Annotated in this window: 12 protein-coding genes and 3 pseudogenes; 6 read left to right on the top strand and 9 right to left on the bottom strand. The window is 68.9% G+C overall.

Translation table 11 applies throughout. From position 1 onward, the window contains the following. Window positions 1–19: 19 nt before the first annotated feature. Window positions 20–2182 carry a hypothetical protein gene (locus ACHMW8_RS18615; RefSeq protein ID WP_395443393.1) on the top strand — a complete coding sequence of 721 codons (2163 nt, stop codon included), beginning with the start codon at window positions 20–22 and terminating at the stop codon, window positions 2180–2182. Window positions 2183–2206: 24 nt separating this feature from the next. Here ACHMW8_RS18615 and ACHMW8_RS18610 read toward each other — a convergent pair whose 3' ends face one another. After that, window positions 2207–2821, bottom strand: coding sequence for a hypothetical protein (locus tag ACHMW8_RS18610; protein ID WP_395443392.1), 615 nt, complete (start codon window positions 2819–2821; stop codon window positions 2207–2209). 123 nt (window positions 2822–2944) lie between these two features. Between ACHMW8_RS18610 and radA the strand changes: the two are divergent. The 5 genes and pseudogenes from radA to ACHMW8_RS18585 all read left to right on the top strand — a co-directional run bounded on the left by radA (window position 2945) and on the right by ACHMW8_RS18585 (window position 8250). Next, a pseudogene (gene radA, locus ACHMW8_RS18605) lies at window positions 2945–4328 on the top strand (DNA repair protein RadA). Next, window positions 4325–4942, top strand: coding sequence for a CvpA family protein (locus ACHMW8_RS18600; RefSeq protein WP_395443391.1), 618 nt, complete (start codon window positions 4325–4327; stop codon window positions 4940–4942). Before radA ends, ACHMW8_RS18600 begins: the two are co-directional and overlap by 4 nt. Next, a pseudogene (gene purF / locus ACHMW8_RS18595) lies at window positions 4939–6441 on the top strand (amidophosphoribosyltransferase). The gene ACHMW8_RS18600 and the pseudogene purF overlap by 4 nt, the downstream one beginning before the upstream one ends. A gap of 14 nt (window positions 6442–6455) precedes the next feature. Beyond that, a complete protein-coding gene (locus ACHMW8_RS18590; RefSeq protein WP_395443390.1) occupies window positions 6456–7445 on the top strand; it encodes a bile acid:sodium symporter family protein in 990 nt (329 codons plus the stop codon). Window positions 7446–7493: 48 nt separating this feature from the next. Continuing rightward, window positions 7494–8250: pseudogene (locus tag ACHMW8_RS18585) on the top strand (SDR family NAD(P)-dependent oxidoreductase). A gap of 33 nt (window positions 8251–8283) precedes the next feature. Here ACHMW8_RS18585 and ACHMW8_RS18580 read toward each other — a convergent pair. The 8 genes from ACHMW8_RS18580 to ACHMW8_RS18545 form a co-directional block, all read right to left on the bottom strand. Beyond that, window positions 8284–9111 carry a serine hydrolase domain-containing protein gene (locus tag ACHMW8_RS18580; RefSeq protein WP_395443389.1) on the bottom strand — a complete coding sequence of 276 codons (828 nt, stop codon included), beginning with the start codon at window positions 9109–9111 and terminating at the stop codon, window positions 8284–8286. Continuing rightward, complete coding sequence (locus tag ACHMW8_RS18575; protein ID WP_395443388.1) at window positions 9050–9385, bottom strand: hypothetical protein; 336 nt, start codon at window positions 9383–9385, stop codon at window positions 9050–9052. The genes ACHMW8_RS18580 and ACHMW8_RS18575 overlap by 62 nt, the downstream gene beginning before the upstream one ends. An 85-nt stretch (window positions 9386–9470) precedes the next feature. Continuing rightward, window positions 9471–11231 carry a ribosome biogenesis GTPase Der gene (gene der / locus ACHMW8_RS18570; RefSeq protein ID WP_395443387.1) on the bottom strand — a complete coding sequence of 587 codons (1761 nt, stop codon included), beginning with the start codon at window positions 11229–11231 and terminating at the stop codon, window positions 9471–9473. A 117-nt stretch (window positions 11232–11348) separates the two neighbouring features. Further along, on the bottom strand, window positions 11349–12779 hold the full coding sequence (locus ACHMW8_RS18565; protein ID WP_125157835.1) for a PQQ-like beta-propeller repeat protein: 1431 nt from the start codon (window positions 12777–12779) through the stop codon (window positions 11349–11351). Next, window positions 12776–13537: a tetratricopeptide repeat protein gene (locus tag ACHMW8_RS18560; RefSeq protein ID WP_125157834.1), complete on the bottom strand. Its 762-nt coding sequence runs from the start codon at window positions 13535–13537 to the stop codon at window positions 12776–12778. The genes ACHMW8_RS18565 and ACHMW8_RS18560 overlap by 4 nt, the downstream gene beginning before the upstream one ends. Before the next feature lie 193 nt (window positions 13538–13730). Then, window positions 13731–14558 carry a 3-methyl-2-oxobutanoate hydroxymethyltransferase gene (gene panB, locus ACHMW8_RS18555; RefSeq protein ID WP_395443386.1) on the bottom strand — a complete coding sequence of 276 codons (828 nt, stop codon included), beginning with the start codon at window positions 14556–14558 and terminating at the stop codon, window positions 13731–13733. Between the two features lie 126 nt (window positions 14559–14684). Continuing rightward, the gene (locus ACHMW8_RS18550; protein ID WP_395443385.1) at window positions 14685–15065 is read right to left on the bottom strand and encodes a hypothetical protein; all 381 of its coding nucleotides are present in this window, start codon (window positions 15063–15065) and stop codon (window positions 14685–14687) included. Beyond that, window positions 15058–15633 (bottom strand): RNA polymerase sigma factor, encoded by a 576-nt coding sequence (locus ACHMW8_RS18545; protein WP_125157831.1) that lies wholly within the window; start codon window positions 15631–15633, stop codon window positions 15058–15060. Before ACHMW8_RS18545 ends, ACHMW8_RS18550 begins: the two co-directional genes overlap by 8 nt. Window positions 15634–15635: the final 2 nt, after the last annotated feature.

The following is a 15635-nucleotide window of genomic DNA, read 5'->3' as shown; positions in this document are numbered from 1 at the left end:
TTTCGCCCGGGGGCGCGTGATGTCGGAGCTGTACGAAGAAGCCAAGCGCGCCTTGCAGACAGCCGCGCGCCAGGAGGCCGGCTGGCGCTGGGTCGCCCTGGCCGTCGTGGTCGCCGCCATCGGCCTGTTCCATCACCTGATCGGCTTCAAGCTGGTCGGCGCCCAGGCCGACTTCTGGCGCGCGCCGCACAACGACATGGCCACCATGCTGGCCGGGCAGGAGGCGGTGTTTCGCCAGGCCTGGCGCTTCCCGCTGGTCGTCACCGACCGCCTGCTGTCCCCGGCCCTGCTGTCGACCGTCTATACGGACAGCATCCCCTGGATGACGGTGGCCCTGAAGGCGACGGGCCTGTGGCGTTGGCTGAACGGCCTGGGCCTGTTCTTCCTGATCTCCTACATCCTGCAGCCGGTGGCGATGATCACCCTGCTACGAGCGCTGGGCGTGCGTCAGGTCGTGCTGCTGGCGGCCGGCGCCCTGCTGGCCCTGCTGACGCCCGCCTTCCTGATGCGCCATGGCCACGTGGCCCTGAGCGGACACTGGGTGGTGATCTTCGCCCTGGCCGCGGCGGTCGACAGCATCCGCCACGGCCTGACCTTGCGTCGCGCCGGCGTCTTCGCCGGCCTGGCGGTGCTGGCCATGGGCGTGCACGCCTATCACCTGCCGCCGATCGGCTTCTGCTTCGCCGCCGCCATGGCCTCGGAAATCGCCCAGAAGCGCCCGCAAGCCTGGCTGAACTGCGCCAAGGCGTCGGCGATGGTGCTGCTGGGCATGGCCCTCACCGCCCTCGTGCTGGGCTATGGCGTCGGCCAGGGCGCCGGCGGCGGCAAGAGCCCGATCATCGGCTACTACTCGATGAACATCCTGGGCCCGATCCTGCCCCAGGGCTCGGCATTGTTCGGCCAGACCTTCGAGGGCGGCTGGTTCAAGCAGACCCTGGACCCCAATGGCGGACAGTGGTTCGAGGGCTACAACTATCTGGGCGCGGGCGTCCTCTTCACCATCGCCGCCGGAATCTTCCTGTCGGTGCGACACGGCTGGCTGCCGACGCCGGTTCGCGACTGGAGCCGCCGCTGGCTGCCGCTGACCCTGGCCATGGTCGTGCTGACCCTCTGGGCCATCGGGCCCAACCCGTACCTCGCCCAGCGCCTGCTGTTCACCGGTCCGAAGCTGTCGGGCGTGTTCGAGTGGCTGAGCCTGTTCCGCGCCCACGGCCGCCTGTTCTGGGCCGCCGGCTATCTGCTGACCGCCGTGTCGATCGCGCAGATCGGCCGCTACGCCCGCCCCGTCACCCTGCTGGCGATCGCCGCGATCGCCGTCGGCCTGCAATGGGGCGACAGCCACGAGATGAGGGCCGGCGTGCGCCACACCTTCAGCGAGGGCGCGCCGTCTTACCACCCGGTCGACCTCGAGAAGTCGACGGTGCTGCACAACCGGCCCTGGGTGTTCGCGCCGACCTATTTCTGCGCCAACAACGTCATCGATCAGATGGAGATCTCGCAGCTGACACTTGCGGCGGTGCGCACCGGCGGTACGTCGAACAGCGCCTCGACGGCCCGCGACCAGGGCATCGCGTGCCAGACGCCGGACGACCTGTTCAAGGTCGCCGCGCCGAGCGATCCGCGCATCACCGTGGTCATGGAGGAAAGCGCCGGCGCCGAATACGGCCGCTTCACCCAGCGCACCGACTGCCGCCGCTTCCTGCGCGGTCTGATCTGCGGCCAGGGGCTGGACAAGGTTCCGGGCCTGACCGAGATCGCGCCCTATGTTCCGAACGGCAGCCGCGTGCTGGCGCAGGTCAATTTCGACCAGGGTGTCAGCCCGCCGGAGCTGATCTCGGGCTGGTCGGCCGCCGATCCCAAGGGGATCTGGTCCAATGGCCCGCATTCGGTGATGGCGATCAACATCCCCGACATCACGGCCGGCGCGCCGCTGATCGTCGAACTGCACGCCATGAGCTTCAACAAGCCGCCCGAGGTGATGCAGAAGATCGAGGTGTCGGTGAAGGGCCGCAAGCTGGTCACTTGGAACGTCGAAAAGGCCAACTGGCGTCCCTACCGGGTCAGCGTCCCCGCGGACCTGATCAAGTCCGGCGAGCCGCTGACGCTGGAGTATGCGATCGGCGCCCGATGCCCTCGACGCCGGAAGACCCGCGCAGCATCGGCCTGGGCGTCGAGAAGGTGATCATCAGCCAGTAGGCGTCGCGCGCTACGGGACGGCCAGGGCCCGCAGCCGCGCGGCGTTGACCGTCTCGACGGCCGCCTTCAGCACGGCCGCGCTGTCGGCGGCGCCGCCGGCCGCGATGCTGTAGCGGTCGGCGGCGACCACGGCGTAGCGGCCGGACTTGGCGGCGTCGTCCCACTGCTCGGTGACGGTGCGACCGCCGGCCGTGGTGACGGTCTCGTAGCCGGTGGCCGTCCGCCGGGTGCTGTGCGCGCCGACCGCGCTGTCGCTGGCCCCGACCGAACCGATCGCGCCCAGGTCCACGACCTCCAGCGTGAAAGCCGCGCCATCCTTGACGTAGCGGGCGCTGACCTTGGTCATGCCCGGCTCGGTCCCAGCCTGGCTCCGGACGTCGGTGCGCGCGAAGCCGCCGACCGTGGCCGGCAGCAAGGCCGGCAGGCTGGCCGGCGCCAGGGGCCTGGTTCCCTTCACCGCCGCCGTCTCGGCGCGGGCGGAGTCCTTCTGCAGCTGGCCGACGGTGACCTCGCCGCCATTGACCTCGACGCGCGCCGAGGCGTCCGGGTCCTTTGGCTGGGCGCGACCGCAGGCCGCCAGGGCCGCCGTCGCCAGGATCGCCGCGCACCGGGCCTTGTTCCGCATCGTCTCGCTCCTCGAACAGTCGCCCCCGTTCAAACGCATCGGCCCACAGCTTGGCTGCGTCCGGCTTTGGCGCAGGACCTCGTCAACCTGTAGTCTCCCGCTATCCGAGAATCAGGAGACCTCATGGCCCGCGACGGCGCCGTCTACGCCTGCCAGTCCTGCGGCGCGGTCCAGACCAAGTGGTCCGGACAATGCCCAGCCTGCCAGAGCTGGAACACCCTGGTCGAGGAAATCGGCGCCAAGCCGCCCGGCGCCCTGTCGTCGACCAAGGCCACCCGCGTGCGTGGCCTGCAGTTCACGGGCCTGCAAAGCGATACCGCCCCGCCGCCGCGCATCATGACGGGCGTCGACGAGTTCGACCGGGTCTGCGGCGGCGGCGTGGTGCCCGGCTCGGCCATCCTGATCGGCGGCGACCCGGGCGTCGGCAAGTCGACCCTGCTGCTGCAGGTCTGCGCCAGCGCCGCGCTGCGCGGCGTCTCCTGCGCCTACATCTCGGGCGAAGAAGCCGTCGAGCAGATCCGCGGCCGCGCCGACCGGATGGGCCTGGCCCAGGCCAATGTCAGCCTGGCGGCCGAAACCTCGCTGCGCGACATCCTGGACGGTCTGAAGCGCGACAATTTCGACCTGGTGGTCATCGACTCGATCCAGACGATGTGGAGCGACGCCCACGAGGCTGGGCCCGGCACGGTCACCCAGGTCCGCGCCTGCGCCACCGAGCTGGTGCGCCTGGCCAAGAAGAAGGGCGTGGCGATCCTGCTGGTCGGCCATGTGACCAAGGACGGCCAGATCGCCGGCCCGCGCGTGGTCGAGCATCTGGTCGACGCGGTCCTGGCCTTCGAAGGTGAGCGTGGCTATCCGTTCCGCATCCTGCGTGGGGCCAAAAACCGTTTTGGGGCCACCGACGAGATCGGTGTCTTCGAGATGGGCGATGTCGGTCTGCGCGAGGTCAAGAACCCCTCGGCCCTGTTCCTCAACGAGGGCGGCGAACGTTCGGCCGGCGCGGCGGTGTTCGCCGGCATCGAGGGCTCGCGGCCCGTTCTGGTGGAGTTCCAGGCCCTGGTCGCGCCTTCCGCGTACGGGACGCCCCGCCGCGCCGTGGTCGGATCGGAACTCCGGACGCCTCGCCATGGTTTTGGCGATCCTGGAATCCCGATGCGGCCTTGGTTTTGGCGACAAGGACGTCTATCTGAACGTCGCTGGCGGCATCCGGATCACGGAGCCGGCGGCGGATCTCGCCGCGGCGGCCGCCCTGGCCTCCTCCGCCCTGGACGTCGCCCTGCCCCAGGACTGCGTCGTGTTCGGCGAGCTCAGCCTGTCGGGTGAAGTACGGCCCGTCAGCCGGATGGAGACGCGTTTGAAGGAAGCCGCGAAACTGGGATTTGGCCGGGCGCTGGGACCGCTCTCCGGCCTCCCCGAAGGCGGCGGAGCCTTGCCGGTCGCGGGCGTCGCCCGCGTCGCGGACGCCGTCCGCCGGATCGGCGACGAGATCTGGAGCAGCCTGACGTGACGCCGTTCGACATCATCGCCGGGCTGCTGCTGCTGGTCTCCGGCGTCACCGGCTGGGTGCGCGGCGCCTCGCGCGAGCTGACCTCGGCCCTGTCGTTCATCATCGCCGCCGCCATCTCGCTGTTTGGCCTGCGCGTTTCCGGGCCGATCTTCCGCAGCCTCATGGACCCGGACTGGGCCGCCACGGCCGCCGCGATCGTGGTGGTGTTCGTCGTCTTCTTCCTGATCATCCGGCTGATCGGCGGCCAGCTGACCGCCAGCCTGCACGAGACCTCGGCCGGAACCCTGGACCGCGCGGTCGGCGCGACCTTCGGGGTGATCCGGGCCGTGGTCATCCTCGGCGTCTTCAACCTGCTGCTGCACCTGGCGACGCCGCCGGACCGCATGCCGCATTGGGTTCAGGACTCAATGTTCTATCCCTTGTCCCAGGCCAGCGGCACGGTGCTCAAGGTCTTCGCCCCGAAGGGCAAGGCCCTGGCCGGCAAGCTGGCGCCTGCGATCAAGGAGGCCGTCCATGAGGGCGGCGACAATACGTCCGGCGAGAAATCGTCGGATAAAGGCTATGATGATGACCAGCGTCGGAAGCTCGACGACCTGGTGGAGAAATCGCGATGACCTTCCTGGGCCAATCGACCGACCGCTATTCCTCGTCGCCGTGGCGGGATCCCGAGGACGACACCCTGCGCCTGGAGTGCGGCGTGTTCGGCGTGTTCGGCGTCCGTGACGCGGCGGCCATCGCGGCGCTGGGCCTGCACGCCCTGCAGCACCGCGGCCAGGAAGCCTGCGGCATCGCCGCCTTCGACGGCAACCGCTTCCATACCGAACGCCATATGGGCCATGTCGGCGACGCCTTCACCGGGGCCGACCTCGTCCAGCGCCTGCCGGGCGCCCTGGCCATCGGCCACACCCGCTATTCAACCGCCGGCGGCAGCGGCATCCGCAACGTCCAGCCGATGTTCGCCGATCTCGAGACCGGCGGCGTGGCCATCGCCCACAACGGCAACCTGACCAACTTCCTGACCCTGCGCGAGCGCCTGGTGCAGGAAGGCGCGATCTTCCAGTCGACGTCGACTCGGAAGTGATCCTCCACCTGATCGCCCGCTCGCGGAAGGCCAAGATCGTCGACCGCTTCATCGACGCTGTCGGCCAGATCGAGGGCGGCTACGCCCTGGTGGCCATCACCAACAAGAAGATGATCGGCCTGCGCGACCCGCTGGGCATCCGCCCGCTGGTGCTGGGCGACCTGGACGGCAAGCCGGTCCTGGCCTCGGAAACCTGCGCGCTGGACATGATCGGCGCCCGCTTCGTCCGCGACATCGAGCACGGCGAGATGGTGGTGATCGAGGAAACCGGCATCACCTCGACCAAGCCCTTCCAGACCCAGGCCGCGCGCCCCTGCGTGTTCGAATATGTCTATTTCGCCCGCCCCGACAGCGTCGTGAACGGCCGCTCGGTCTATGGCGTGCGCAAACGCATGGGTCGCAACCTCGCGAAGGAAACCGGCGTCGAGGCCGACGTCGTGGTCCCGGTGCCCGACTCGGGCGTGCCGGCGGCGCTGGGCTACGCCCAGGAAAGCGGCATCCCGTTCGAGATGGGCATCATCCGCAACCACTATGTGGGCCGCACCTTCATCCAGCCGACCCAGGGCGTGCGCGAGCTGGGCGTCCGCATGAAGCACAGCCCCAACCGCGCCATCCTGGCCGGCAAGCGCGTGGTGTTGATCGACGACTCGATCGTGCGCGGCACCACCTCGCTGAAGATCGTCCGCATGGTCCGCGAGGCCGGCGCGAAGGAGGTCCACCTCCGCTCCGCCAGCCCGCCGATCAAGTGGCCCGATTTCTATGGCATCGACATGCCGGAGCGCGAACAGCTGCTGGCAGCCAACAAGTCGCTGGAAGAGATGGCCAAGTTCCTGGAAGTCGAACTCGCTGGGCTTCCTGTCCGTCGAGGGCCTCTACGACGCCCTGGAAGCCGGTCCGCGCGATCCGGCCGCCCCGCAGTTCACCGACCACTACTTCACCGGCGACTATCCGACCCGCCTGACGGACCGCGAGATCGCCGAGGGCCGCAACGAGACCAACGACAAGCAGCTGTCGCTGCTGGTCAGCGCCTAAGCCCGTCCGACCCGATGAGCCTGAAGAGCGTTCTCGAGAAGCTGAAGCTCGAGCCGTATGTCCTCGCCCTGTTCGGCATGGTCGTGCTGGCCTCGATCCTGCCGGTGCGCGGCGAGACGGCGCATGGGCTGAACATCGTCGTCAAGCTGGCCATCGCCCTGCTGTTCTTCCTGCACGGCGCCAAGCTGTCGCGCGACAACGTGGTGGCGGGTCTGACGCACTGGCGTCTGCACCTGCTGATCCTGGCCTTCACCTTCGTGATGTTCCCGATCCTGGGCCTGCTGACCAGCAAGCTTGGCTTGCTGCCGCCGACCCTGGCGGCGGGCGTCCTGTTCCTCTGCTGCCTGCCCTCCACCGTGCAGTCGTCGATCGCCTTCACCTCGATCGCACGCGGCAATGTCGCCGCCGCCGTCGTGGCGGCCAGCGCCTCCAACCTGTTCGGCATCTTCATCACCCCGGTTCTGGTCGGCTTGCTGATGCACACCCAGGGCGGGGCGGCGGACGGCTGGAAGTCGGTGCGGGACATCGTCGTCCAGCTGCTGCTGCCGTTCATCGCCGGCCAGTTGGCCCGACCGCTGGTCGCCGAATGGATCGGGCGCCACAAGTCGCTGATCGGCTATGTCGATCGCGGCTCGATCCTGCTGGTCGTCTACGCCGCCTTCAGCGAGGCCGTGGTCGGCGGCATCTGGCACAAGATCTCGCCGCTGCAGCTGGCGACCCTGCTGGCCGTGTGCGGCGCGCTGCTGGCCGTCGTGCTGGCCGCCACCACCTTTGGCGCGCGGGCGCTGGGCTTCTCGCCCGAGGACGAGAAGGCCATCACCTTCTGCGGCTCCAAGAAGAGCCTGGCCACCGGCGTGCCGATGGCGGGCATCCTGTTCCCCGGCCCGACCGCGGGGATCATCGTCCTGCCCCTGATGATCTTCCACCAGATCCAGCTGATGGCCTGCTCGGTCATCGCCCAGCACTACGCGCGCAAGGCGGCCGAACAGGAGATGGAAGCTTAAGGGCTTGCCCCGGTTTCCGTCCGCCCTTCCCTGTTCTAGAACCCGCCCATGACTTCCGACTCCCAAAAGCCGCTGGCCGGCCGCATCGCCCTCGTCACCGGCGCCACGCGCCGGCATCGGCGGGGCGGTCGCCCTGGGCCTGGCCCAGGCCGGCGCCCACGTGATCGCGGTCGGCCGCACCCAAGGCGCCCTCGAGGCCCTGGACGACGCCATCCTTGCGGCCACCGGCGAGCGCGCCACCCTGGTCCCGCTGGACCTGCGCGAGCCCGACGGCCTGGACCATCTGGGCGCGGCCATCCATCAGCGTTGGGGCAAGCTGGACATCCTGGTCGGCGCGGCCGGCCTGCTGGGTCCCCTCACCCCGGTGAGCCACCTGGACCCCAAGGGCTGGGACATGATCCTGTCCACCAACCTGACGGCCAACTGGCGCCTGATCCGCGCCATGGACCCGCTGCTCCGCGCCTCGGACGCCGGCCGGGCTCTGTTCTTCTCCAGCAGCGTCGCCAAGACCCGTCCGGCCTTCTGGGGCGCCTACGCGGCCACCAAGGCGGCCCTGGAGGCCATCGTCGACGTCTATGCCGACGAGATGGAGAACACCGCCGTCCGCGCTCTGTGCGTCGATCCGGGCGCCATGCGCACCCGGATGCGCTCCGGCGCGTTCCCAGGCGAGGATCCCCAGACCGTTCCGGCGCCCGAGACCATCGTCCCGTTAGTCATCGATCTGGTCCGCCCAGACCGCCAACCGCCCAAGGGCGTGGCCCGCTTCAAGGATCGCGGCCAGGAAGCGCCCAGCATCGACGCCTAGGACCCGAGCCCCGCAGGGCGCACGGGAAGCGGCCTAACGGCGAAGCTGCTTCAGCAGCAGATTCGCCGTGGCCGTCGCAGAGCCGTCTCCCGTCAGGGCGGCGGCCACGACCGCCTTGTCCCTGACCGAATAGGCCACGACGGCGCTCGCGCCCGGCGCGCCGCCCAGATGTCCCAGCCAAAGACCTGTCGAGCTGTCGGCCTCGGGGACTTCGATGACCATCGCGCCCAGGCCGTAGAAGCTGCCGGTGTCGAACATCGGATAGAGCTGGCCGAACATCGCCGTCAGCGTCTCCTGCTTCAGCAACTTGCCGCCCAACAGCGCCGCCCACACCCGGGCCATGTCCTCGGCCGAGCCCACGGCGCCGCCCGCCGCGCCGGCCCAGGCGGGCTCGATCGGAGCTTCCCTGGCCGAAACCAGCTTGGCGACGTCCTCGGCCTTGTCGCCCACGGCCAACATCCGCAGTGACTTCAGGCCCAGCGGCTTGACGATCCGCGCCTCGACGGCGGCCTGCCACGTCTGGCCGTCGACCGTCTCGATCACCTTGCCCAGCAGGGCGTAGCCGGTGTTGGAATAGCGCCAGCGCTCGCCGGGACAAGACATGGCGCCATGGCGGGCGATGATCTTCACGTCCTCGTCCAGCGTATGGGCGCGGCGCTCGGCGCGGGCCTTCAGATCCTCGTTGGCGCTGAACAGGCCGCCCGTGTGGGCCAGCAGGTCGCGGAGAGTCACCACGTCGCCGTTGGGCACGCCGGCCACGTATTTCGAGATCGGATCTTCCAGCTTGAGCTTGCCGGCCTCAGCCAGCTGCAGGACGACGATGGCGACCGAACTCTTGCCCGCGCTGGCCCAGAACAGCATCGGCGGCTGCTCGCCGCTGTCGGTGCGAACTCCAGCCGCCCTTGCCGGGGATCAGCACGGCGGCGGTCATGGCCGGCGCCTTGGTCGCGGCCTTGGCCTGGGCGAACGCCGCCTCCAGCCGCGCGACCGCCTCCGGGTCGAGCTTATCCTTGGGGACCTCCCCCAGCAGCGGCGGCGCGACGGGCGGATGCAGCGGCGCGCCGGCATAGGTCACCGCGCTGGTGCAAACCACGGGCTTGTAGTCAGCCGCCGACGCCGCCACCGGCAGCGCCATCAAGCAAAAAGCCAGACCCAAACCTCGCATCGCCGTCCCTCCGCGTTCAGCCCACAAGGCTGAACGCGTATGGCGAAGTTTAGGCTCAGCGGCCCTTGGACTTGCCAGGACCGGTGTTGCCCCGCACGGTGCGCGCGCCGGACACTGGACGCTTGGGTCCCGCCGCCTTGCCGCCGGCCGACTTGGCGCCGACCTTGTAGCTGGGCGCGGTCGAGACCTTCTTCTGGACCTTGGGGCCCAGCTTCTTGACCGACTTGACCGCAGCCTTGCCCGGTTCGGCGGCCGCGGCGCTCTCGACTGACGGCGAAGCCTTGGCGGCGGGCGCCTTCTTCTTGACCGGCTTGGCCTCGCGGGGGTCGGGCAGGCCCGCCTCGATCGCGGCCTTGGCGGCGGCTTCGTCGGCCAGGCGCTTGGACTTCTTGACCGTGTTGCGGGAGGCGCGGATGCGTTCCTCCTCGCGCTCGCGGCGTTCGAACTCGCGCTTGCCCCGGCCGCTGTGGCCCTTGGCCTCGCCGTCGGCATAGGGGTTGGCGCCCGACTTGATGGTGATGCGCAGCGGCACCCCCGGCAGGTCGAAGCTCTCACGCAAGGAATTGATCAGATAGCGCCGATAGTGGTCGGGCATCTGGTCGGCGCGACTGGAGAACAGCACGAAGGTCGGCGGACGGGCCTTGGTCTGGGCCATATACTTGGGCTTCACACGGCGGCCGCTGACGGCGGGCGGCGGGTGGCGCTGCATGGCCATCTGCAGCCAGTCGTTCAGGTCGCGCGTCTTGACCTTGGTCGACCAGTCCTTGTGGATCTTCAGCACGGCCGGCATCAGCTTGTTGACCCCGCTGCCGGTCTCGCCCGACAGCGCCACCACCGGCGCGCCGCGCACCTGGGGCAGCATGCGCTCGGCGTGCTCGCGGAAGGCGGCCAGGGTCGCGGCCTGGTCCTCGACCAGGTCCCACTTGGCCAGCACGAACACCAGGGCCCGCCCTTCCCGCTCGGTCAGGTCGGCGATCTGCAGGTCCTGGATCTCAAAGGGGTGGGTGGCGTCCATCACCAGCACCACCACCTCGGCGAAGGTGATGGCGCGGATGGTGTCCTGGGTGGAGAGCTTTTCCAGCTTTTCCTGGACCTTGGCCTTCTTGCGCAGGCCGGCGGTGTCGACCAGGCGCACCTTCTTGTCGCCCCAGATCCAATCGACCGAGATCGAGTCGCGGGTGATGCCGGCCTCGGGTCCGGTCAGCAGCCGCTGCTCGCCGATCAGGCGGTTGATCAGGGTGGACTTGCCGGCGTTCGGACGGCCGACGATGGCCAGCCGGATCGGCTTGTCCTCGTCATCCTCGTCGTCGGAATACTGGTCCTCGGGAACGGCTTCCAGCATGGCGGCGTAAAGCTCGGCCATGCCTTCGCCGTGCTCGCCCGAGATCGGGATCGGCTCGCCCAGACCCAGCTTGTAGGCCTCGCCGATGCCCGACTGGCCGGCTTTGCCCTCGGCCTTGTTGGCGGCGATGATCACCGGCTTGCCGCGACGGCGCAGCAGGGCGGCGAACACCTCGTCCAGCGGTGTGACGCCTTCACGTGCGTCGTAGATGAACAGCGAGAGGTCGGCTTCCTCGATCGCCAGTTCGGTCTGGGCGCGCATGCGCGCTTCCAGGCTCTCGTCGGCGACGTCCTCGAAGCCGGCGGTGTCGATCAGCTGCAGGTCGAGGTCGCCCAGGCGGCCGTCGGCGTAGCGACGGTCGCGGGTCACCCCCGGCTGGTCGTCGACGATGGCCAGCTTCTTGCCGGCCAGACGGTTGAACAGCGTGGACTTGCCCACATTGGGGCGGCCGACGATGGCGAGTTTCAAAGGCATAGGCGTCCAGTAGTCGATTTTGCGCCTTCTCGCAAAAGCAACGGCCCGGGACGGCTTTCACCGACCCGGGCCCGAAGGCGCTTTGATTGTCTTTTCGGCTCCGGCTGGAGCCGAAAGTCAGCGGATGGCGATCAGTTCCGCGTCGTCCGTGACGAGGTAGATCATGTCGCCGACCGCGATCGGATTGATCAGCACCGAGGCGCCGACCTTGAGCGTCTTTTCCTTGGCGCCGGTCTTGGCGTTCAGGGCGACCGCCTCGCCGGCGCTGGACACCGTGATCAGGCGGCCATTGGCCAGGATCGGCGTCGACCACAGGATCGGGTGTTTGGCGCGCTTCTTCTTCTGCTTCTTGGACAGGGCCTCGGTGTTGTTGAGGTCCTGGATCCAGTAGACCGAGCCGTTCTCCCGCGAAACGCAGATCACCTGGCCGGCCTTGTCGACGACATAGACCACGTCGCCGGCGGCCCACGGGGTGGTGATGGCGGTGACCGGCAGGCTCCAGCGGGCCTGGCCCGAGCGCAGGTCGGTGGCGGCGAAAACGCCCGAGTGGCTGACGGCGAAGACGTCGCCCTTGTAGATCACCGGGCGGCCCGGAATGTCGCGGATTTCCGACAGCGCGTTGGTGCGGCTGGCGCGGCTGAGGGCCTCGCTCCACAGGTCGTTGCCGTTGGTCGCGCGCAGGGCCACCAGTTCGCCCGAGGCGAAGCCGGCCACAACGGTGTCGCCGCTGACGGCGGGGGTGGAGGCGGCCAGGATGCGGGCCGGTTCGCTGAGCGCCTGGTAGGTCCAGCCCGGCGCGCCGGTCGCGGCGTCGAAGGTCAGCAGTTCGTTGTCGGTCGAGACCACGAACAGGCGGCCGTCGGCGACGGTCGGCGCGGCGTGGATCGGGGTCGCGGACTGTTGCGTCCAGTTCACGGCGCCCGAAGCGGCGTCGATCTGGGCCACGAAGCGGAAGCCCGACGCGACATAGAGCTTGTTGTCGGCGCCGATGGCCAGGCCGCCGCCGAAGCCCGTGCGGTCGTTCTTCTTGGGCAGCAGCCCCATGAAGCCGGCCTTCTTGATCGAACCGGCTGCCGGACGCATGTCCCTGCGCCAGATCTGCGAGCCCGACTTGGCGTCGATCGCCACGACGTCGGCCTCGCCGTCCATCACGAAGATGCGGCCCTCGGCCGAGACCGGCGGCGCGGTGACGTGGAAGGTCTTGCCGCTCTTCTTTCCGAAGCCCCGCTTCCAGGCGATCTGGAAGTCCTTGCCGGCGTTGACGTGCTCGATCGACTGTTCGGCGTTGCCGCCCGGCAGTCGCCATTCGGTCTGGACGACCGGCTCGGGCAGGAAGAAGTCGGCGCCCTTCAGGGCCTCGTTGGCCTCGACCTTCTGGTCAAAGGCGATGATCGAGATGCGCTGACCCTGGCTGGCCGTGGACTTGTTCTTGTCCTTGCCGTGGAACGGATTGAGTTTCGAAACCGTCGAGCAGCCGGTAACGGCCATGGACGCCGACATCAGCGCGACCAGGGCGACGGAACGCTTGGAGATCATCAGGCGGCTCATTGGGCGTTAGGGGCGGCTTGCGGAGCGAGACCCGCGGGCAGTTGGCTGATCGGCGGCGTCGGCGGCAGGGCGGCGGCGGCCTTCACGGCGGCGGCCAGGTCCTTGGCGGTGCCCGAGTCGATCAGCTGCATGGCCGCCTGAGCGCGCTGACGCACCTCTTCGGAGGTGCTGGTGTCCAGCGAATTGGCCAGGATCACGAAATCTCCCCGCGCGCCCTTGAGGTCGCCGGCCTGCAGCTTGGCGAAGGCCAGGGCTTCCTTGGCGTACACGCGGTACGGACTCTTTTCCCCCGCCAACGGCGTCAACCTCGACTCAAGATCCTTGTAGGGAGCCGTGTCCATCAGGGCGAAGGCGGATTTGAGGCGGGCCAGATCGCCCAGCAAGGCGTTCGGCGCGGCCTTGGCGGCCTCGTCGAAATAGCCGACCGCCTCCTTGGTCTTGTTTTCTTCCAGGCGGATGTCGCCCATCTGCAGCAGGGCCAGGGCCTTATACCCCGCCGCGCCGCCATCGGCGACGGTCTTGAACTGGCTGAAGGCGGCCGCCGGCCCCTGCTTCTGGGCGGTTTCCAGCGCGGCCTGATAGCCTTCCGAGGCCTTGTTGGCCTGGGTCGTCTGGTACGAGGTCCAGCCCCAGTAGCCGCCGACGCCGATCACCACGGCCGCCACGGCCGCCGCCACCAACGGCAGCGATTTCACCGCCAGCGTACGATAGCGCTCCGAGCGAAGCTGTTCTTCGACTTCGTCAAAAACATCGACCACGAAACGAGGCTCCGAAACAGGCGCTAACCCAGGCACGCCGCCCGCACTGGAGCGACGCCGCTGGGTTGAAGACAGATTGTGGCGGGCGGAGGGCCGCTCACCGAGGCGGCGAACCTATAGCGTGCCGCGCCGGGCCGCAACGCCCGCTGGAACGGCGATCTCGATCGTCGCTCCAGGCTCGCCGCGAAAGCGCCTAGGACTTCTTGGCGTAATAGGTCTCGGCGTCGCCCGGGAAGCTGCGATCCCTCACGTCACGGGCGAATTCGGCGGCGGCGCGCTCGATCTCGCCCTTCAGGTCGGCATAGCGGCGGACAAACTTCGGGGTCCAGTCGAACAGGCCCAGCATGTCGTCGACGACCAGCACCTGGCCATCGCAGCCGGCCGAAGCGCCGATGCCGATGGTGGGGACCGAGACCGCTTCGGTCACCTCGCGGGCCAGGCTCTCGGCCACGCCCTCGACGACGATCGCGAAGGCGCCGGCCTCCGCCGTCAGACGGGCCTCCTCCAGCACCTTGGCGCGGCCGGCCTCGTCCTTGCCCTTGGCCTTGAAGCCGCCTTCCAGCAGCACGGCCTGGGGGCGCAGGCCGACATGGCCCATGACCGGCACGCCGCGCTGGGTCAGGTAGGCGATGGTCGCCGGCACGGTCAGGCCGCTCTCGACCTTCACGGCCTGGGCGCCGGTTTCCTTCATGATCCGCACGGCGTTGGTATAGGCCTCTTCGTGCGAGTTCTCGTAGGAGCCGAACGGCATGTCGACCACGACCATGGCCTTCTTGGAGCCGCGCATGACCGCCTGGCCGTGCAGGATCATCATGTCCAGGGTCACGCCGACGGTGTTGGGCAGGCCGTGGACCACCATGCCCAGCGAATCCCCCACCAGCAGCAGGTCGCAGGCGTCGTCCAGCGCGGCGGCGACCGGGGCGGTGTAGGCCGTCAGGCAGACGATGGGCAAGCCGCCCTTGCGGGCGGTGATGTCGGGGGCGGCCAGACGGCGGACCGTCTCTTCACGATGGGCGGACACGGCGAGCGCTCCCTAAGCGGCGTTTTTTTGAGGCGCCGTTTGTGGGCCGGATCGCGCCGCGCCGCAACATGAACGGCGATAACACCGTCAAGGCGGCGCGGCGCAACGGACCTTAAGCCCGTGGCGTCAGAAGTCCTGGACCGCGCGAGTCACGAAGAACGCCAGCGCCACCACCGCCAGACCCGCGGCCAGCCAGACCGCTTCGGCGCTGGACGGAGTCGTCAGCACCGCGTTGAACTTGGCCACGCTAGCGCTGATCTCGTTCTCCAGCGTGTGGCTGCCATTCTTAGACAGCTGCGCGACCTCGTTGGAAAAGCGCGTCGACAGCAGCTGGAAGGCCGCAACCAGACCCGCCGCGCCGCCCGCCACGGCGATGAACATGCGCCGCATCGCCCAGCCGCGGTCCAGCTTGGCCGCGACCTCGGCGTTGAACAGAGCCGCGTCGGGAAACGACGGCGGCTCGGCGAACATACGGCTCAGTTGGGCTTCGAAATCGGGTTCAGCCATGCGCTTCCCTCCTCGCCCCTTCCTCTGGCCGGGCGAGCTTCGCCCGGAGTTTATCCAAACCACGTTTGACATGGGATTTGACCGTGCCGATCGGGATATTCAAGGCCTCTGCCGCTTCGGCGTGAGACCAGTCGGCGCCGTAGCACAGGGAAACGCAAAGGCGCTCCCCGCGTGACAGCGACTTCAGGGCCTCGTCGAGGTCGATGCGGCTGGCCGCGTCCTTCGACGCGTCGCGCACCATGACATCCTCGACCGGCTCGACGGTGTCGGAGAAGATCAGCCGCGCCTCGCGCTTGACCTTCTTCAGGTAGAGCCGCGCGGCGATCTTCTTGATCCAGGCCCCGAAAGTCCCTTCCCCGCGAAACTCGGCCACCTGTTCGAAACCGGTCATGAAGGCGTCCTGGGCCAGGTCGTCGGCGGTGGCCGAGTCGGCGCCCATGCGTCTCAAGAGACCCCGGACGGCCGAGCCGTGCCTGCGCACCAGCTCCCCATAGGCCCGTCGGTCGCCCGCCGCCGCTTGCGCGGCGAGCTCGACATCGTGGCCAGTTGGTGGGCGTTCCATGCCCATTG

The organism is Caulobacter sp. UC70_42 (genome assembly GCF_044056025.1).
Classification (GTDB): Bacteria; Pseudomonadota; Alphaproteobacteria; order Caulobacterales; family Caulobacteraceae; genus Caulobacter.
Note: the sequence above shows the minus strand (reverse complement) of the source record. Positions and strands in the feature narration are given on the sequence as shown.